Raw genomic sequence first — 16,780 nt, forward strand, 5'->3', positions numbered from 1 at the left:
ATGGGGAAATTCGGGGTAAAACAGCGAAAATTCTAGCGGGTGGGAACGCAATTATTTTGCGGGCCAGCAGATCTCGTACCACAGGGCGCGTCGCGATCGGCGAGTGGTGCTTTGGCGAAAAACTCCGTCATCGAGATATAGGTTTTATCTCCGGAATTCTGGAGGAGCATATCCGAGCTTTTCCCCTCTAGGATGTCCATGAGTTGTTGCAAGACTAAATCTGGATTGTCGTGGGGTTTAAGGGTAAAAAGTTGGCTATTACCATCGCAGGGATCGCCGGATCGTGAAACGCTGCAGATGATCGGGTATCCCTTCGCCCGGCCGGTGGTGAGATAGTTAAAACGCCCTTGATTATATGCTTCCTGGAATTTTTTCGTGACTTCCTCGCAACGAACCGGGGAACGTTTGGAGAAATATTCCGATTTCCAGCCGATAATCCGCACATTGCCGCTTCTTTGGGGAATCCAAGCCAGGGTAGCGGGGATTTTTCCTCCCGATGCGCGATCGAACACCTCTTTACAGAAGAAGGTGACGCCATTCGGGGTGGTCGATTGGCTGAAACCGGGGGCGATACCACCGAGGAGGACAGTGGCGAGGAGGCCGACGCAAGCGAGACGGTGGGAAATATATCTAGAGTTCATAGGGATAGTTACTCAGAAAATAGGGATTAGAATCGTGATTAGGGTCAAAATGGGATTATTTAAGGGTTAGCGGCGGCGTTGAGGGTGTAGCGACCCGATTCACCCCCTTCGCGAGAGGTGGCCACTAGGATATAAACTCCATCGGCGGGTAATTCGGTTACAAGTCGAGCGTTAAAATCCCCGGGGGCGCGATCGACACGCTGGTTACTACGGGCGACCTCTGGGTATTTTGTCCCCTCGGAAGATTGGAGAACGCGATAGAGGACAAGATAGGGAGCGATCTCGTTGCTGTTCATATCCAGAACGATTTTCTGTCCGGCACGACCCTCGAACCCGTAATATTGCTCGTTTTTGTCTTTGGTCAAGTTGCCTTGAACGGTCTGACCGTTAAGAGGGAGGGCGAGTAACTGTATCCGATCGTCCTGTCCTAATGTTGAGACGGTGGAGACATCGCCTGTTTTAACCGCGGTGAGGAAAGCTTGCAGGCGATCGAGGGAAACGGCGAAATTAATGCCGCTCTGGGTAAGGCCGATCGGGTTTCCCGCACCGTCGTAAACGTAACTCCCGATATCGCCTGCGACGTTAACCCCCACCACTTCCCCCCGTGAATTCAAAAGCGGCCCGCCGGAATTGCCTTTGTTGATATTAGCGTTGTGTTGCACAATGCCTTTTTCGGGGTCGAGACGGCTGATAATGCCCTGGGTGAGGGTGTTTTGATAGTCCTCGTTTAAGGGTGTGCCGATGGCGAAAACGCTTTCGCCGACTTTGGCGGAGTTCGGACGGGCGAGGGGAAGATAGGGCAGGTTTTGGCGGTTATAAATCCGCAGGACGGCTAAATCCACGCCATTTTTGGCAAAGCCGATCACGTCTGCCGAGGCCTGCTGTCCGTTGGAAAATTTCACCGTCACCACCCGCGGTCCGTCCGCAACAACGTGGGCGTTGGTAATGATGATACCGTCGGGACTGACCAGAAAGCCGCTACCGTGGCCGCTGCCATTTTTGACGGTGACGACGGCGGGGCTGGCTTTCTGATAGACTCTAGAAGCGGTCTGCTCCTGGGCGAGGATGGGTGGAATGTTTTCCATCAGGAAGCCTCCTGGTTGAACGAGTAGGCCAGTGGTGGCCAGTAGCACCGATAGGGTGAAAGTAATTGGTTTCATCGGATTGGCTCCTCTTTAGTCGAGGGATACTTGCAAGGATGTTATCGTTGGTTTTTTCCCAATTATGCGATCAAGTTTTAAGTCTTCAGGTTGCTTTTTTCACAAAAGTTTAGAGGGGGAGAGCGATCGCTCTCCCTTGCAACTTACGCACCTATCTGCCGTAGTGCTTCTATGGCGCTGTTGTACATTTCTGTGTTTCCCTGCTGGCGAAATAATTCGGCGGCCGTTGTTAGATCGGCGATCGCATTTTGTCTCTGGTTAAATGCGAGATGGACGTATCCGCGGAAATGGTAAGCGTAGGCAGCGCGGGGGTTTAGTCGGATCGCGGTGTTCAGGTCTTGAAACGCCGGCCGCCATTGTTCGCGAATCGTGTAAATCATGCCCCGACCGAGGTAAGCTTCGGTATAGTCTGGATCGAGTTCGATCGCTCTGGTGAATTGAGCGACGGCGAGATCATATTTTTCCTGTTGGATGTAGTTAATTCCCCGGTTAAAGTGGGCGATCGCTTCTTTGTAGTTCGTTTGAGCGATCCGGGTTTCGACTGGTTGTCGGCTTTCTAGGGCCATAACGGGGTGAACAGTGGCGAGGGTGGAGAGGCCGAGCAGGCTGACGGTGGTGAGAAGGGCGAAGGATTTCATGGGTAGTTCCTCGGTGAGGGTGATTTGAGCTTCTACCTAATTCATCGGTTGCTTTTTTGGAAATATGCAGGATAGCGCGATCAATTCAAGGGGTGACAGAGGAACTACAACCCACATTCCGCACTTCAAAGTGTAGTACAAAAAAAATACAGCTAAGACAAAGAGGTAAAGTCTGAAAAAATGAAGGAAAAAGTAGCAAAAAAAAACAAGCTCTCAACAAAAAGTCTTTTTTTTGAAGTTTTGCCTCCAGGCAGACACAAACAAGACAAGAGAAAATAGGTTCTTCGTTACTTGGTATGGTTCCATAGGGTGGCATAAATCGACTAAATTCTTATCTGGCAAGAGATTTAATTGATTAGTTCGCTCTAGATCGAAAACAATTGACAAACCTAGCTAATGATAGCTTGCTGATTAGGGATAATAGGTACATCCAGAGGTGCAGGTTTCGCGGATTTCGACGGCATAAAGGTTGGGTAAACCAGCTTTTGCCAATTTTTCATAGATCCAGCGCGATAATTCTTCACTGGTGGGATTTTCTAAACCAGTGGTTTCATTGAGATAATGATGGTCGAGAAAATTATCGAGTAGCGGCTGTAAATATTGTTTAATTTCGACAAAATCCATCACCATTCCCTGTTGTGAGCCTTGGGACTGTAAATGATTACTTTTCACATAGATGCGCCCTAGCCAACTATGACCGTGGAGACGGCGACATTTACCTTCATAATGGGGTAAATGATGGGCTGCTTCAAAGCGAAATTCTTTGTAAATAATCCATTCTGCCATGGTTAATCGGTCGATACTATCGGTTACATCTGGTTTATTTATTTGGCCACCGATAATCATCCATTCTAGTCAAAAGCTTAGTATTCTTACTCCATAGTAAGCTGTTAGCGTATCTAAGTTACTCGTCAAGACTGTCTATGAGAAGGGAGCGGAGAGAGGGAGCCAAAACGTTTGTAGTAAAAAGCTTGGTACATAGGGCTGGCTGAATAAATCTCAAATATAGACGAGGTAAGGGTTTTAGGGTCTTGTTTCGCGAAACAGGTGGAAGATTTTGAGTCCTGTAGGGGCAGCGATAACCGATAATCAGCGCGGAGACTGAAGAAGGCTCCGATTGCCGCTTAATATTCATTGACGAACAGTCTCTAAAGGTGTTAGCGGTAACAGCAGCTACCCAATTTTTTTTGGTATTTGCTATGCTGATTGTTAACAATTTGTAATCTTTGGGAAATTTCCTTAATACTGCATGGTCGTTTCTGCTACAATTCCACCCCTAGCTCAAGATACCCTCGCCCTGAAAGCGGTGTGGGCAAACATTGGCTATGATAGTTGTCCCCACCATTACAATTTCCATCTTCACACCCATTGTTCCGATGGTCAAATGAGTCCCCAAGGCTTGATGAGACAAGCGTTAGATATCGGACTAAAAGGATTAGCAATTACCGATCATCACTCGATCGAAGGTTATCGACAAGCCCAAATTTGGCTGGAAAATCAGCATTTAAAGAGTTCTCTACCTCATCTCTGGACAGGGGTAGAAATTACGGCGGATCTGTTGGAGACAGAAGTGCATATTCTTGGCTATGGTTTCGATCCCGCTCATGTCGTCTTGACTCCCTATCTGCAAAGAGCCAAACCGGAAGGAGATCTGGCTTTAGCCTCTAGAGTCATTACAAGTTTACAGCAAGCGGGGGCCTTAGTGGTTCTCGCCCATCCCTTTCGTTACCATCGTCCCGCAGCCGATTTAGTGGCGGCGGCGGTAGAATTGGGTATTGATGGTATTGAGGCTTTTTATGCCTACGGCAATCCCAAACCCTGGCTGCCGAGTCAACGGGAAACCGAACAAGCTCTCGCTCTTAGTCGTCAATATCAATTATTCGCCACCTGTAGCACCGATTCCCACGGTAAATCTTTATTACAGCGCATTTAGCCTGATCGCGGGATTAACTGTAAAATACTTAAATTGACTAAACTCGATCCTTTCTCGATCGAGTATTGGTTTTTTATGGCCGTTGATCAGTGATCAGTAATCAGTAACCAGTGAAAGAGCCTAAATTTGTTGAAAATTGAAAACCTAAACCTGATAACTTAAAACTTAAACCTGATCACTGATAACTGATAACTGAATAACCCCCTGAATGAAAGATTTATTCCTTTACACTTGCTGGTTAATTCCCATTTATGGCTTAATTGGTTCGATTTTAACCCTACCTTGGTCTTTAGGCATTATTAGTCGCACCGGTCCGCGGCCGGCAGCTTATATTAACCTATTGATGACCGTCTTAGGGTTAATACACGGAACGATCGCTTTTAATCAAATTTGGCATCGAGAGACGATTAAACTGGCTTTTGAATGGGTAAAAGTGGCCGATCTTAGTTTATCCCTTTCGATCGAACTTTCTCCCGTCAGTTTGGGGACGCTGGAACTAATTACCCTCATCAGTCTCTTGGCCCAAATCTATGCCCTTGGCTACATGGAAAAGGATTGGTCCTTGGCGAGATTTTATGGCTTAATGGGCTTTTTTGAGGCAGCTTTGGGGGGAATTGCCCTGAGTGACTCCCTACTATTCAGTTACGCTTTCCTAGAGATGTTAACAGTCTCTACCTATCTCCTCGTCGGTTTTTGGTATGCCCAACCTTTGGTAGTAACCGCGGCCCGAGATGCCTTTTTAACCAAGCGCGTCGGCGATATTATTTTATTGATGGGTTTGGTGGCTCTGTCCAGTTACGGAGAAGGATTGAGTTTTTCTCAGTTAGAAAATTGGGCAGTAAATAACCCTGTACCGCCTCTGACGGCGACTTTGTTAGGATTAGCCCTTATTGCTGGTCCAACGGGTAAATGCGCCCAATTTCCCCTGAATTTGTGGTTAGATGAGGCGATGGAGGGACCAAATCCAGCCGGAATCATGCGGAATTCGATCGTGGTTTCGGCGGGGGCCTATGTTTTAATTAAGCTGCAGCCGGTGTTTACCCTATCTCCGATCGCGGCCAATGTTTTAATAGTTTTGGGGACAATGACGGCAATTGGGACTTCTCTGATGGCCTTGTCCCAAATTGATATTAAACGGGTTTTATGCCACTCCACCAGCGCCTATCTCGGTTTGGTCTTTATTGCGGTGGGATTAGGTCATGTGGATATCGCCTTACTAATTTTATTCTCCCATGCGGTGGCAAAAGCCTTATTGTTTATGAGCGCAGGAGCCTTAATTCTCACCACCAGTAACCAAAATATCACGGAAATGGGGGGAATTTGGGCAAGAATGCCCGCCACGACCACGGCTTTTTTAGGAGGTTCCGCGGGGATGACGGTTTTAATGCCCCTAGGGATGTTTTGGACGTTAAAACGGTGGTTAAGTGGCGAATGGGGGATTCCTTGGTGGTTATTAGCGGTTTTAATCTTTGTTAATTGTCTTAGCATCGTCAATCTTACTCGGGTCTTTCGTTTAGTCTTTTTGGGACAAACCCAAAGTAAAACCCATCGCACCCCGGAAGTGGCTTGGCCGATGGCTTTGCCCATGGTATCGTTGATTTTAATCGTTTTATTGGCCCCGATTATTCCCCTACGTTGGGATTTTTGGCTATCTTTCACCAATCCTCTCGTTAATAACCAGAGTTTCACTATTGTCTGGGGTTTTCCCTTACTGATGGCCTCTGGAGTAATTGGCCTAGTTATCGGGTTAATGGTAGAGTTAAGACGAGCTTGGGCGAGACCAACTGGGTTAATCCTGCGATTCCTGCAAGATTTGTTCGCTTATGACTTTTATCTCGATCGCATCTATCAGTTTACCGTGGTTTTAGCGGTGGGCAGCCTGTCAAAAATTACCGCTTGGCTTGATCGTTATATTATTGATGGTCTGGTTAATTTAGTCAGTTTAGCGACGATTTTTAGCGGCAGTGCCTTAAAGTATAATGTTTCCGGTCAATCACAGTTTTATGTCTTGACTATTCTATTCGGAATAGGGGGATTAATCTGGCTCTTATTAAACGGTCAATGGTCACTGATAACTAATTATTGGTCATCCCTGTTGACTCATTGAATGTCTGTGTATCGGTCCCTAGTCTCCGGGCAGCTGACTGGGGAAGGAAAGCGGCGGGTTGAATATGCTCGACAAGAAAAAATCTCCACACTTCGACAAGGCTCAGTGACCACTTGGTCTATTTGTGTTATAATGGGTTGGTTAAAAATGCTGGTGTAGCTCAGTGGTAGAGCAGCTGATTTGTAATCAGCCGGTCGCGGGTTCAAATCCCATCACCAGCTTGTGGGAAAACCAACTGTTTTCAGTCCCTACAAGGCTTTGGTGGCTCTGGTTGCGGCAAAGTCTATATAGGGGTTGCTGAATAAATCTAAAAACCTTGCTGGATAAGACTTTTAGACTTTTTTTAAATCCAAAAGTACCAGATATGGGAGTGATCAGGGGAAAATTCAGGGACTTTTTCCCTGAAAATTAGGTAATTGACCTCCTCAAAACCGGTAAAACCCCACACCCTACACCCTGCCCCTAGGAAAAACTTTTTCAGCAGACCCTATATACAATCTCTCAAAAAGCTGGTGTTGGTTTATCTTCAGATATTGATGCTACTGAGAAACTTACCTATGACTAAAAGAGCTTTACTACTAATTAATCGTCACTCGCGCAAGGGTAAAGAAAACTTTGCTCAAACTGTCGAGCTGCTTAATCATTGGGATTTTGAAATTATCAGCGTCCCTTTGAAAAAGGTAGAAGATATACCTTTTTTGATGGAAAAATATCGCTCTAATATTGATTTAGTTATCGTCGGTGGTGGCGATGGGACTCTTAATGCTATGGTGGATGTGTTGGTAGAAACTCAACTGCCCCTGGGCATTATACCTCTGGGAACGGCTAATGATTTAGCCCGGACTTTAGGGATACCGAATTCTATTGCCGAAGCCTGTCGAATTATTGCCGAAGGTAATTTAAAATATATCGATCTAGGTTGGGTAAATAATAAATACTTTTTCAACGTGGCTAGTTTAGGATTAAGTGTGAAAATTACCCAAAAACTGAACAAGGGTTTAAAGCGACGTTTGGGGATTTTGGCCTACGCTTGGACAGCCCTACAGTTATTAAGTAAAACCCGTCCTTTTACCGCTATGATCGGTATTGATGGCCAAAATATCAAAGTTAAAACCCTACAAATAGCGATCGGAAATGGTCGTTATTATGGGGGAGGAATGCCGATCGCTCACGATGCCCAAATCGACGATCAAAGATTAGATTTATATAGCCTAGAAATTGAACACTGGTGGCAAATTTTCCCGCTTTTATGGACATTACCACGAGGACAACAGGGTTTATTATCTTGGGTGAGAACTCTTAAGGGGAAAGAAATTCAAATTCAGACTCGTAAACCCCATAGTATTAACACCGATGGCGAAATTACTAGCACTACTCCCGCCATGTTTCGAGTTATTCCAGCGGCCATAGGGGTCTATATTCCCCGTCAGGAAACACAATCTTAAAACTAACGAAAAGGAGGAGAATACAATAAACCCCCCTTTGTCCAAAGATTATTTAAACCTCGATCGAGTTGCAGGGGTTTACCAATTTCACGATCATAAATTTCACCGTAATTACCCACCTGTTTTAAGACTCTTTGGGCAAAATCATTGGGTAAACCCATATCTTCGCCTAACTTCTCATCGATACCCAAAAAGCGCCGAATACTGGGGTCTTTGCTATCGGCAAAAGTGGCAATATTTTGGGAGTTAATCCCGAATTCTTCCCCTTGAATTAAACTAAAAACGATCGAGCGGACGGCATTCGACCAAGCGGGATCACCATCGGCCACGGCCGGGGCCAAGGGTTCCTTAGATATTACCACTTCTAATAATTGATGATCCTGTGGTCGGGGAAAAACCGAGCGCCGGGCCACCAATTGGGAGCGATCGGAAGTGACAGCCTGACAACGCCCCGCCTGATAAGCTGTATATAAAGCCTCCACATCATCGGAAACGATCGGTTTATAACCTTGCACTGCCGCTTTTGCCATGGCATCGGCCAGATTTTGTTCTGTGGTGGTTCCCGATAGCACACAAATGGACTTTCCGCTCAAATCTTCTAATTTCTTAACATTACTGGCTTTCGTGGCCATAATTCCTTGACCATCATAGAAAACCGGGGTGATAAACTCCATCCCCAGGGCGGTATCCCGGTTAATCGTCCAGGTGGTGTTGCGACTGAGGATATCCACTTCTCCCGTCTGTACGGCAGTAAATCTCTCTTGGGGGCTAAGTTTACGATATTCGACTTTGGAGGGATCATCAAAGAGAGCAGCCGCAATAGCTCGGCAAATTTGCACATCTAAGCCCGAATATTCGCCTTTTTCATTAACAAAGCTAAACCCCGGCACTTCTCCGTTAATGCCACAAATTAACTTACCGCGATTTTTCACCGTTTGCAAGCGGCCCGCATCGGGACTATTGGCAGTGGTAGAACCAGAATTGGGTTGATTTTCTGTCCCACAGGCAGTAATTAGCAGTAACAGCAGGGACAATGCACAAAAACGCCACTTTAGCATAGATATTTCTTTAGTCACTTAATTTTAGCTGAAAGACCAGAGCAAGCTTAACAGGATAGCCACGATCGCACCGATAACCGTATTGATCACATTGACCAATTCATTAGTTAACCACAGAAAGCGAGTCTGTAGAGTAGCACCGATGAGACTTTCGATATTGGTAGCGATAAATGCCGCAATTACACACCATAACACACCAAGAAGATCGATCGCACCGATACCCCATGCTAACAGGGAAATCGCCGTGGCTGCGAGCAAACCGGCGATCGTTCCCTCTAAGCTAACAGCCCCTTCCGTTCCCCGGGGGACGGATTTAAAATTAGTGATTAGATAAGTAGTTTTACCGTAAGCTTTGCCCACCTCACTGGCAGTAGTATCGGCTAATTTAGTGCTAAAACTAGCCACATAAGCGAGTATTAAGAGGTAATCCCAGGGAGAAGCGGCAAAAAGACTGAGGATAGCGCAAATTGCCCCCGCTAAAGCGGAACCCCAGACATTTTCCGGACCGCGTACCCCCGCTCTTTTTTCGGCAATTCCCTCCGCTTCCTTGCGCGCTAAACCGATGCGGGTGACAGTAGAACCGACGAGAAAATAGAATAAAACAATTAGATAACCGCGCCATCCCAAGCTTCCCCAGACAATTACCCCTAAAACCCAAGCATGGAGATAACCCATCGGAGTTAAGAGCTTTTTTGGCGCAATTGCAGCGATTCCGAGGAGGACGGTATTGAGAAGAACAGCGACGAGCCAAGGATTAGTTAACATAGTATCTGGGCAAGTTTACATACCCTATTGTATCGATCGAGTTCATGAAAACTAATCAACCCTATCAACCTCTTTTACTGCGAATTCTGCACGGATTAACGGGAATTGCCCTCATTGCCGCCATGGTTACGGCCTATTGGACCTATGATACTTTTGACGGTCGTTGGTTAAAACTGCCTTTACCAGAATATCGAGAAATTGAAAGTATTCACGGCACTTTTGGCCTCTATACTCTGATTATCTTTCCCGTTTTTGCTATCTATGCTTTTCGTCGCGGCAACAAAAGATTAATTCAAAGTGATTCTCTTAACAAATTAACCCAATTTGGTAAGCCGATTTGGTGGTATAGTCTCCATCGTTTAGTCAATACTTTGATTCTTTTTGCCCTAACTTTTGCTTTGTATAGTGGCCGGATGATGGATTCCGAATGGCTCCCGGAAGGGGAATTAAATCACTTTTGGTATTATGCCCATTTGCTCAGTTGGTTAATTATGGCAGTAGGTCTGGTGCTGCACCTGCTCATGACTGCTAAAGTGGGAGGGGTTCCCCTGTTATTATCTATTCTTAAATGGCGTTTTCGTGAACAAGATAGCCCGAAATTATGGTTATCTCAATTACGTCAATGGGGGTTAAGTTTGCGTCTAGCTAATACTTTGCAGTGGCTACAATCTCTTAACTTATATAAAGTCTTAGAAATTGTTGTTTTATTGGCTATTATAGCGGCTTGGATTGTTCCCAAGTTTGACTAGATCTAAGGGATCAACTACCAGAGCGGATCGGAGTATAAATGAACGGTTAAAGAATCTCGATCGCCGGGGATACCAGTAATACAACTACAAATTTGAGTACCATCATCTAATTCTACTTCACAGGCGTGACAGGAACCCATTAAACAGCCGGTAGGAATGTCAATTCCTGCTTTTTTGGCCACATCTAATAATAGTTCTCCAGTTTCCGCTTCTATGATGATATCATCGGGTAAAAAACGCACTGCAATAGTCATAATTTCTCCTTACAAATGAGCAAAAATAGGTTTAAGATTTAAATGTTCTTCCAGTAAATTAGCCATCTTATCGAGGGTTATTTCTCTTTGTTCACTATAGTTAGCAATTCCCGTCGGCAAAGATAATAAACCGCGACGCTGACGTAGATGATTTAGCCAAGTTCTTCGCCAAGAACCATTATCAAAGATACCATGTAAATAACAGCCCCAAATTGACAGAGAATCATTGACAATTCCTAGACTAGCATCTTCCTCGAACATTTTTTGATAACCTGATTCACTTTCCCATTCGCTTATTCCCTGGTGAATTTCGTATCCCATTACCGGTAAACCCGCTTGGGGATAATTAGATAAAACTTGTCGTTGACGGGTAATTTTTTCGGCAGTAATTACCGTTTTTAAGGGCAGTAAATTTAAGCCAGCTGCCTCACTATCGTGACCTTCTCGATGGTCAGGATCCAGGATTAATCGCCCTAACATTTGCAAACCACCACAGATGCCAAAGATAATACCTCCCCTTTGGTGATAGGCTTGTAATTGATTAGCCATACCACTTTGATTAAGAGCAATTAAATCAGCAACAGTGGTTTTAGAGCCGGGGATAATTACCCCATCGGGATCACCTAAAGATTCCTGTAATTCTAGATAACGGACATTAACCGTTGCTTCACCACAGAGAGGGTCAAAATCCGTAAAATTAGCGATATGAGGCAGACGAATGACACTGATATTTAGTTCAGCTTTGGGTTTTTGGGCGGGGCGATCGAGTAAACTGAGAGAATCCTCGGCACTTAAAAAGATATCACTATAGGGAAGAACTCCCAACACGGGAATTTTTGTATAATCTTCTAGCCAAGTAATACCTGAATCTAAGAGAGATTTTTGTCCGCGAAATTTATTGATCACAATACCTTTAATTAAAGCTCTTTCCTCCGGTTCTAATAATTCTAACGTACCGACGACGTGAGCAAAAGCCCCCCCGCGATCAATATCCACCACTAAAATAGTAGCGGCATCGAGATATTTAGCCACCCGCATATTAGTTAAATCGCGATGTTTGAGATTTATTTCCGCCGGACTTCCCGCACCTTCACAGACAACTAGATCAAATTCTGTTGATAATTTAGCTAAAGATTCTTTAATTGCTTGCCAACCTTGCTCAAAATAATTCTGATAATAATCCACTGCCGTGGTGATACCCACAGCCTTGCCTTTAATAATCACCTGAGAGGTCATATTTCCCTGGGGTTTTAATAAAATTGGGTTCATTTCTACCCGGGGAATTGTCCCCGCGGCCCATGCTTGCACCGCCTGGGCGTGACCCATTTCTCCCCCTCCGGCGGTAACATAGGCATTAAGAGCCATATTCTGACCTTTAAAGGGTGTTACCTGCCAACCTTTCCGGTTGAATAAACGACATAAAGCCGCAGTTAAAAAAGATTTACCCGCGTGGGAAGTCGTCCCCACTACCATAATTGCTTTCATCTAGTTTTTTTATTGAGTATTTTCAGTGAACAGTAATCGGTAAACAGTAATCAGTTGATACTAAATCCGTTGAGTATATGCTATTTATAAGGACAGGCACTCATGCAAGAGGCTAATAACTGAAAACTCACATCTGATAACTGATAACTGATAACTGATAACTGATAACTGATAACTGACACCCGACAGCATTAAAAAGAAAACCAACGTTGCAGAGTATTGAAAAATCTTTGCCAGAAAGTGGGTTTAGGGAAAAAGTCCCCTTGGGGTTGCCATTTTTCTATTAATTTTCTCCCTAAAGGAGTGAGACGAAAACTATCGGTTATCCCCTGTCCATCTACTTCGCGTCGCAAAATTCCCACTTTAATCAACCAGAGAAGATAGCTTTCCACTGCTGCTTCCGTCAGCAGTCTGGAAGTATAACCTTTCTCTAAACCCCCAGCACCCGGAATGCTTAAAAGTGATACACTTTGCTCCAGCATAGCGGCGAATAGGGTGACACGGAAAGGAGAACAACAGAGGGCGCGTTCGGCCCTAGTGATGGTAGCATCAGGATAATTGATGGCGGTAACGGTGGGAGTCGATAGGCTCATAGATTCCAGTCGTTTAGCTATTGATAAACTCATTGTTACATTAATTCTGTCTCAACCCCTGTTAACCCCAATCATCGATAAAATAGGGATGAAGTGTTAAGTAGCTTGAGTGTTTATGCAGTCTCCCGAACCGTTCGATACTAAATATACCCCAGAAGAAGTGGAAGTGGAAATCGAAACCGACGATTTTCCCCCCCTTGATACCCCGGTTAGTTTCGCTGCCACCCTCGAAAAAGTGAAAACTTGGTACGGCAGCCTGTCCACACCGGCACAGGTAGTCGTGGCAGTGGCGGGGGTTTTTGTGGCTCTTTCGATTTTAACGGCGATTTTACGGCTAGTTAGCGCAGTTTTAAGCGCTTTAATCCTCGCCGCTATCGTTTATCTCATCTATCGTTACATCCTCAAACCGAAATTTTAGTCAGCTACGCACATTTTCTGTTCAATGTCAAGAGTTTAGTTGATAAAAAAAATTTATGGAAGAAGCGGACACTAGAGATATCTTGGGGGAAAATGTGGCTAAGTTGGGATTGGCCCAGATCCAGCGTCATCTATTTCTCTGCTGCGATCAGACTAAGCCAAAATGCTGTGACAAGGAAGAAGGGTTAGAAGTGTGGGATTATTTAAAGAAGCGGTTAAGTGAATTACAACTCGATCGCCCCAGCGCCGACCGTCCTGGCTGTATTTTTCGCACTAAAGCCAACTGTTTGCGGGTTTGCAGCCAAGGTCCGATTTTATTAGTGTACCCGGAAGGAGTCTGGTATGGAAGGGTAAACAAGGAAGCGATCGAAAGAATTATCCAAGAACACCTAATCGGTAATCAAATCGTCACCGAATATGCTTTCCTTTGCCACGATTTACCGGCAATTTCCCTGAACTGTCCAGAAGAAGAACCCGAAACAATAGAGGAAAACAGCGTTAAAACTAGCTGAAACACAATTAATTAGGGTTTGCGGCAAAAAGTTTTTCGTGGGGGCAGGGTGTGGGCTTCGGCCGTGAGCTCAGCCGAACGGGTGTGGGGTGTGGGCTTCGGCCGTGAGCTCAGCGTTCGACTGAGCTCACGCCGAAGTCCGAACGGGTGTAGGGTTTTACCGATTTTGAGGGAGTCAATTACCTAATTTTTAGGGAAAAAGTCCCAGAATTTTCCCCCCAATCACTCCAATGGTCGGCAGTTTTTGAGAGAAAAAAAGTCTAAAAACCTTGTTGGATAAGGTTTTTAGATTTATTCAGGAAACCCTAACTACCTGTTGCATGAGTGCCTATCGATCCTTTGTCCGTCTCCATTCCCCCAACCCTGCAGCCCAGAAAATACCGATGAAAGAGACCAACAAAGACAATAAACAACTTTTATTAATCGACGATGACCCAAATTTAATACTTTTGGTGAAGGATTATCTAGAGTTTCGTGGTTATAGGGTGACAACCGCAGAAAACGGTTCCGAGGCCCTGGCAATCCTTGAACGCGGGGCAAATGCTGCCAAAGCAAGGGAAATGCCCGATATGATTATCTGTGATCTGATCATGCCGGAAATGGACGGTTATGCCTTCCTCGAAACAATTCGTCGGGACATTCGTTTTAGTGGCCTTCCCGTGATTTTTCTCTCCCCTAAGGATCAAAGTCAGGACAAGGTGACAGGTTTAACCGCCGGGGCCGATTTTTATATGGTCAAACCCTTTGAACCGGAAGAATTAGTGGCCCTGGTGGAGTCTTCCCTCACACAAGCGGGCCAGTTGCCGAAACGCAGCACCCGCATCCATTCCCCGGATGTCACCCCTGTTCAGGTTCCGGGTAATGTGGAATTAACCCCAACGGAATTAAAAGTAGTACAACTGGTCGCCCAGGGCCTGGCTAATCGGGAAATCGCCGCAAAACTCAATGTTAGTCAACGGACAATCGAAAGTCATGTGTCGAATATGCTCCATAAAACTGGTCTTCATAATCGCACGGAATTGACCCAATGGGCGATCGAAAGTAATAAGCTGTTGACTATCTAGAGCTTGCTGAAAAAGTTTTTCAACTTATCAGGGCTTAGTGTCAGGTGATTGTCAACTCACCTTTTTTTGGCATTAAAAATCCCTGAGATTGTCCTGGGCTGCTAGTTGCGATCGCTCTTTTTCCATGGACAATTCCGTTTCCAATTCTTGGCTGAGGAAATAGTTGAGGAAAGTTCGGATAATAGCGATGAGGGCGAGTTGTGCCAAGGCTTCTATAGTAGGTGTGACGGTAGTAGCCACGATGTCTCCACCTAACTGAAACTCTAGGGCTAAAGATAGCCAAGTACCAAAACGAATGCGAATTTGATTGAAGGAAAAAGGGGGAAGACTGCGACGGTGACGATTAGACTGCCAAGCTAATTGTAGGGTTTTAATTAATCCGATCACCACACAAGCGATCGAAATACTTTCTAGGCAAAACTTGATGATTGCCACCGCAGAGATCAAGCCTGTTTCTAAAGTTGCTAAAAATTCCATACCCAACAGATATCCTCTTATGGGATTATCCGATAAACCGACCTACCATCTAAGGAAGTTTCTCCAATGGCAGTTAGAACAGGTTTCTCGCCTGTTCTAACCTCTGGCTGACTTAAGCCGGTCTTCCCTCCACCACCTTATCGATTAAACCGTAGGCGACGGCTTCCTCGGCGGAGAGGAAATAATCGCGGTCCGTGTCTTTTTCGATGCGTTCGATGGTTTGTCCGGTGCGATTAGCCATAATTTCGTTTAATTGCTGGCGAATACGCAGGATTTCCTTAGCTTCAATGTCGATATCCGTCGCTTGCCGGCGCCCAGTTCCGCCCATGGGTTGGTGAATCATAATCCGCGCATGGGGAAGGGCGAGACGCTTACCCGGACTACCAGAAGCCAGTAAAAATGCTCCCATAGAGGCCGCTAATCCCACACAGATAGTCACCACTTCCGCTTTGATGTACTGCATGGTGTCGTAGATGGCCATACCAGCGGTAACGGAACCCCCCGGCGAGTTGATATAGAGATAGATGGGTTTAGTGGGGTCTTCCGAGTCGAGATAAAGCATTTGGGCCACAAGGGCATTGGCTAACCCGTCGGTGACTTCCTGCCCCAAAAAAAGAATGCGTTCCACCGAAAGACGGCTGTAAATGCTAATCCACTGTTCGTATTGGCTACCTGGCAGACGGTAGGGAACTTTTGGCACACCGATAGGCATAATTGGTAACAACTCCTGCTAATTTGTAATAAATCTTAACTAACTTGGGCGAGGGGTTTCGGTAGTTCCTTGCGACTTTCGAGAACGCGATCGATTAATCCGTAGTCTTTCGCCTGTTGTGGGGTGAGATAGAAGGTGCGATCCATGTCTTTCGCCAGTTTTTCGGTGGTTTGACCCGTATTTTTCGAGAAAATTTCCAACATCGTCTGTTTGTTGGCGATTACCTCCTTGGCACGAATCTGGATATCGGTGGCTTGTCCCTGGGCCCCGGTGCGATTTTGGTTGAGAACGATGGTAGCGTGGGGTAAGGAGGCGCGAAAACCCTTGGTTCCTGCGGAAAGAATCATCGCTGCAGTTCCCATGGCCTGCCCGATACAGATAGTATGAACGGGAGGTTTAATGTAGTTGAGGGTGTCACAGATGGCGAAAGCTTCGGTTTCGTAGCCGATCGCGTCGCCGGTGTACCAGGATGTGCCGGTAGAGTTGATATAGAAGAAAATCGGTTTTTCGGGATCGTCAAATTGCAGGTAGAGCAGTTGGGCGATAATTAATTCCGTCACGTCCACCCCGACATTGCGCTTGACATCATCGGAGGAAAATAAAGGCAACCCCAGATAGACAATTCTCTCTTTGAGCAGGAGAGATTCTAAGTCCGGTGGTGGTGTCCGATAGGCTGCATCCCCATAATAGGCAGTTTGTACCGCTTTAATCACTGAGTTCATCGAGTTTTTCCGTCATACACAGTATCCTGCTTTTGATTTTAACGTAATC

19 protein-coding genes and 1 tRNA gene are annotated in these 16,780 nt (G+C 45.6%); 8 read left to right on the forward strand and 12 right to left on the reverse strand.

Annotation, left to right across the window (positions count from 1 at the left end; all coding sequences use genetic code 11):
* Nucleotides 1-32: 32 nt before the first annotated feature.
* The 4 genes from IM462_RS00415 to queD form a co-directional block, all read right to left on the reverse strand.
* Nucleotides 33-641, reverse strand: a complete 609-nt coding sequence (locus IM462_RS00415) for a COP23 domain-containing protein (RefSeq protein WP_002763038.1) — start codon at nt 639-641, stop codon at nt 33-35.
* Nucleotides 642-700: 59 nt separating this feature from the next.
* The gene (locus IM462_RS00420; protein WP_287701676.1) at nt 701-1,801 is read right to left on the reverse strand and encodes a S1C family serine protease; all 1,101 of its coding nucleotides are present in this window, start codon (nt 1,799-1,801) and stop codon (nt 701-703) included.
* 143 nt (nt 1,802-1,944) lie between these two features.
* Nucleotides 1,945-2,439: a tetratricopeptide repeat protein gene (locus tag IM462_RS00425; protein ID WP_287701677.1), complete on the reverse strand. Its 495-nt coding sequence runs from the start codon at nt 2,437-2,439 to the stop codon at nt 1,945-1,947.
* A gap of 411 nt (nt 2,440-2,850) precedes the next feature.
* Nucleotides 2,851-3,225 (reverse strand): 6-carboxytetrahydropterin synthase QueD, encoded by a 375-nt coding sequence (queD, locus tag IM462_RS00430; protein WP_287701694.1) that lies wholly within the window; start codon nt 3,223-3,225, stop codon nt 2,851-2,853.
* Between the two features lie 463 nt (nt 3,226-3,688).
* Between queD and IM462_RS00435 the strand changes: the two genes are divergently transcribed.
* From IM462_RS00435 to IM462_RS00450, 4 genes are all read left to right on the forward strand, one after another.
* Nucleotides 3,689-4,372, forward strand: coding sequence for a PHP domain-containing protein (locus tag IM462_RS00435; RefSeq protein ID WP_287701678.1), 684 nt, complete (start codon nt 3,689-3,691; stop codon nt 4,370-4,372).
* Between the two features lie 208 nt (nt 4,373-4,580).
* Nucleotides 4,581-6,479: an NAD(P)H-quinone oxidoreductase subunit F gene (locus IM462_RS00440; protein ID WP_287701680.1), complete on the forward strand. Its 1,899-nt coding sequence runs from the start codon at nt 4,581-4,583 to the stop codon at nt 6,477-6,479.
* 149 nt (nt 6,480-6,628) lie between these two features.
* Nucleotides 6,629-6,700 (forward strand) — tRNA-Thr (locus IM462_RS00445).
* A gap of 336 nt (nt 6,701-7,036) precedes the next feature.
* Nucleotides 7,037-7,924 carry a lipid kinase gene (locus tag IM462_RS00450; RefSeq protein WP_287701682.1) on the forward strand — a complete coding sequence of 296 codons (888 nt, stop codon included), beginning with the start codon at nt 7,037-7,039 and terminating at the stop codon, nt 7,922-7,924.
* A 2-nt stretch (nt 7,925-7,926) separates the two neighbouring features.
* Here IM462_RS00450 and IM462_RS00455 read toward each other — a convergent pair whose 3' ends face one another.
* Both IM462_RS00455 and IM462_RS00460 read right to left on the reverse strand, forming a co-directional pair.
* A complete protein-coding gene (locus IM462_RS00455; protein ID WP_287701684.1) occupies nt 7,927-8,982 on the reverse strand; it encodes an amino acid ABC transporter substrate-binding protein in 1,056 nt (351 codons plus the stop codon).
* A 24-nt stretch (nt 8,983-9,006) separates the two neighbouring features.
* On the reverse strand, nt 9,007-9,747 hold the full coding sequence (locus IM462_RS00460) for a TIGR00297 family protein (protein ID WP_287701686.1): 741 nt from the start codon (nt 9,745-9,747) through the stop codon (nt 9,007-9,009).
* A 44-nt stretch (nt 9,748-9,791) separates the two neighbouring features.
* Here IM462_RS00460 and IM462_RS00465 point away from each other — a divergent pair, with 44 nt between their 5' ends.
* A complete protein-coding gene (locus IM462_RS00465; RefSeq protein WP_287701688.1) occupies nt 9,792-10,496 on the forward strand; it encodes a cytochrome b/b6 domain-containing protein in 705 nt (234 codons plus the stop codon).
* Nucleotides 10,497-10,510: 14 nt separating this feature from the next.
* Here the strand turns inward: IM462_RS00465 and IM462_RS00470 are convergent, their stop codons facing one another.
* The 3 genes from IM462_RS00470 to IM462_RS00480 form a co-directional block, all read right to left on the reverse strand.
* The gene (locus IM462_RS00470) at nt 10,511-10,750 is read right to left on the reverse strand and encodes a 2Fe-2S iron-sulfur cluster-binding protein (protein ID WP_002775208.1); all 240 of its coding nucleotides are present in this window, start codon (nt 10,748-10,750) and stop codon (nt 10,511-10,513) included.
* A 9-nt stretch (nt 10,751-10,759) separates the two neighbouring features.
* Nucleotides 10,760-12,235, reverse strand: coding sequence for a cobyric acid synthase CobQ (gene cobQ, locus IM462_RS00475; RefSeq protein WP_287701690.1), 1,476 nt, complete (start codon nt 12,233-12,235; stop codon nt 10,760-10,762).
* 191 nt (nt 12,236-12,426) lie between these two features.
* Nucleotides 12,427-12,828 carry an Npun_F0494 family protein gene (locus tag IM462_RS00480; RefSeq protein WP_287701696.1) on the reverse strand — a complete coding sequence of 134 codons (402 nt, stop codon included), beginning with the start codon at nt 12,826-12,828 and terminating at the stop codon, nt 12,427-12,429.
* 115 nt (nt 12,829-12,943) lie between these two features.
* On the opposite strand from IM462_RS00480, the gene IM462_RS00485 reads away from it, so the two are divergent.
* The 3 genes from IM462_RS00485 to IM462_RS00495 all read left to right on the forward strand — a co-directional run bounded on the left by IM462_RS00485 (nt 12,944) and on the right by IM462_RS00495 (nt 14,820).
* Complete coding sequence (locus tag IM462_RS00485) at nt 12,944-13,246, forward strand: hypothetical protein (RefSeq protein ID WP_079205566.1); 303 nt, start codon at nt 12,944-12,946, stop codon at nt 13,244-13,246.
* Nucleotides 13,247-13,301: 55 nt separating this feature from the next.
* A complete protein-coding gene (locus IM462_RS00490; protein ID WP_287701692.1) occupies nt 13,302-13,757 on the forward strand; it encodes a (2Fe-2S) ferredoxin domain-containing protein in 456 nt (151 codons plus the stop codon).
* Between the two features lie 382 nt (nt 13,758-14,139).
* Complete coding sequence (locus IM462_RS00495) at nt 14,140-14,820, forward strand: response regulator transcription factor (RefSeq protein ID WP_287700922.1); 681 nt, start codon at nt 14,140-14,142, stop codon at nt 14,818-14,820.
* Between the two features lie 72 nt (nt 14,821-14,892).
* On the opposite strand, the gene IM462_RS00500 is transcribed toward IM462_RS00495, so the two are convergent.
* From IM462_RS00500 to IM462_RS00510, 3 genes are all read right to left on the reverse strand, one after another.
* Nucleotides 14,893-15,297 (reverse strand): DUF1622 domain-containing protein, encoded by a 405-nt coding sequence (locus tag IM462_RS00500; protein ID WP_002762845.1) that lies wholly within the window; start codon nt 15,295-15,297, stop codon nt 14,893-14,895.
* Nucleotides 15,298-15,409: 112 nt separating this feature from the next.
* A complete protein-coding gene (locus IM462_RS00505) occupies nt 15,410-16,009 on the reverse strand; it encodes an ATP-dependent Clp protease proteolytic subunit (protein WP_002734165.1) in 600 nt (199 codons plus the stop codon).
* A gap of 35 nt (nt 16,010-16,044) precedes the next feature.
* The gene (locus tag IM462_RS00510; protein ID WP_002746650.1) at nt 16,045-16,731 is read right to left on the reverse strand and encodes an ATP-dependent Clp protease proteolytic subunit; all 687 of its coding nucleotides are present in this window, start codon (nt 16,729-16,731) and stop codon (nt 16,045-16,047) included.
* Between the last annotated feature and the right edge of the window lie 49 nt (nt 16,732-16,780).

Source organism: Microcystis sp. M144S2 (genome assembly GCF_020246065.1).
Taxonomy (GTDB): domain Bacteria; phylum Cyanobacteriota; class Cyanobacteriia; order Cyanobacteriales; family Microcystaceae; genus Microcystis; species Microcystis ichthyoblabe_A.

Excerpts from the sequence above, each read along its gene's own strand:
- IM462_RS00415 (WP_002763038.1), bottom strand. The coding sequence starts at position 641 with ATGAACTCTAGATATATTTCCCACCGTCTCGCTTGCGTCGGCCTCCTC.
- IM462_RS00420 (WP_287701676.1), bottom strand. The coding sequence starts at position 1,801 with ATGAAACCAATTACTTTCACCCTATCGGTGCTACTGGCCACCACTGGC.
- IM462_RS00425 (WP_287701677.1), bottom strand. The coding sequence starts at position 2,439 with ATGAAATCCTTCGCCCTTCTCACCACCGTCAGCCTGCTCGGCCTCTCC.
- queD (WP_287701694.1), bottom strand. The coding sequence starts at position 3,225 with ATGGCAGAATGGATTATTTACAAAGAATTTCGCTTTGAAGCAGCCCAT.
- IM462_RS00435 (WP_287701678.1), top strand. The coding sequence starts at position 3,689 with ATGGTCGTTTCTGCTACAATTCCACCCCTAGCTCAAGATACCCTCGCC.
- IM462_RS00440 (WP_287701680.1), top strand. The coding sequence starts at position 4,581 with ATGAAAGATTTATTCCTTTACACTTGCTGGTTAATTCCCATTTATGGC.
- IM462_RS00450 (WP_287701682.1), top strand. The coding sequence starts at position 7,037 with ATGACTAAAAGAGCTTTACTACTAATTAATCGTCACTCGCGCAAGGGT.
- IM462_RS00455 (WP_287701684.1), bottom strand. The coding sequence starts at position 8,982 with ATGCTAAAGTGGCGTTTTTGTGCATTGTCCCTGCTGTTACTGCTAATT.
- IM462_RS00460 (WP_287701686.1), bottom strand. The coding sequence starts at position 9,747 with ATGTTAACTAATCCTTGGCTCGTCGCTGTTCTTCTCAATACCGTCCTC.
- IM462_RS00465 (WP_287701688.1), top strand. The coding sequence starts at position 9,792 with ATGAAAACTAATCAACCCTATCAACCTCTTTTACTGCGAATTCTGCAC.
- IM462_RS00470 (WP_002775208.1), bottom strand. The coding sequence starts at position 10,750 with ATGACTATTGCAGTGCGTTTTTTACCCGATGATATCATCATAGAAGCG.
- cobQ (WP_287701690.1), bottom strand. The coding sequence starts at position 12,235 with ATGAAAGCAATTATGGTAGTGGGGACGACTTCCCACGCGGGTAAATCT.
- IM462_RS00480 (WP_287701696.1), bottom strand. The coding sequence starts at position 12,828 with ATGAGCCTATCGACTCCCACCGTTACCGCCATCAATTATCCTGATGCT.
- IM462_RS00485 (WP_079205566.1), top strand. The coding sequence starts at position 12,944 with ATGCAGTCTCCCGAACCGTTCGATACTAAATATACCCCAGAAGAAGTG.
- IM462_RS00490 (WP_287701692.1), top strand. The coding sequence starts at position 13,302 with ATGGAAGAAGCGGACACTAGAGATATCTTGGGGGAAAATGTGGCTAAG.
- IM462_RS00495 (WP_287700922.1), top strand. The coding sequence starts at position 14,140 with ATGAAAGAGACCAACAAAGACAATAAACAACTTTTATTAATCGACGAT.
- IM462_RS00500 (WP_002762845.1), bottom strand. The coding sequence starts at position 15,297 with ATGGAATTTTTAGCAACTTTAGAAACAGGCTTGATCTCTGCGGTGGCA.
- IM462_RS00505 (WP_002734165.1), bottom strand. The coding sequence starts at position 16,009 with ATGCCTATCGGTGTGCCAAAAGTTCCCTACCGTCTGCCAGGTAGCCAA.
- IM462_RS00510 (WP_002746650.1), bottom strand. The coding sequence starts at position 16,731 with ATGAACTCAGTGATTAAAGCGGTACAAACTGCCTATTATGGGGATGCA.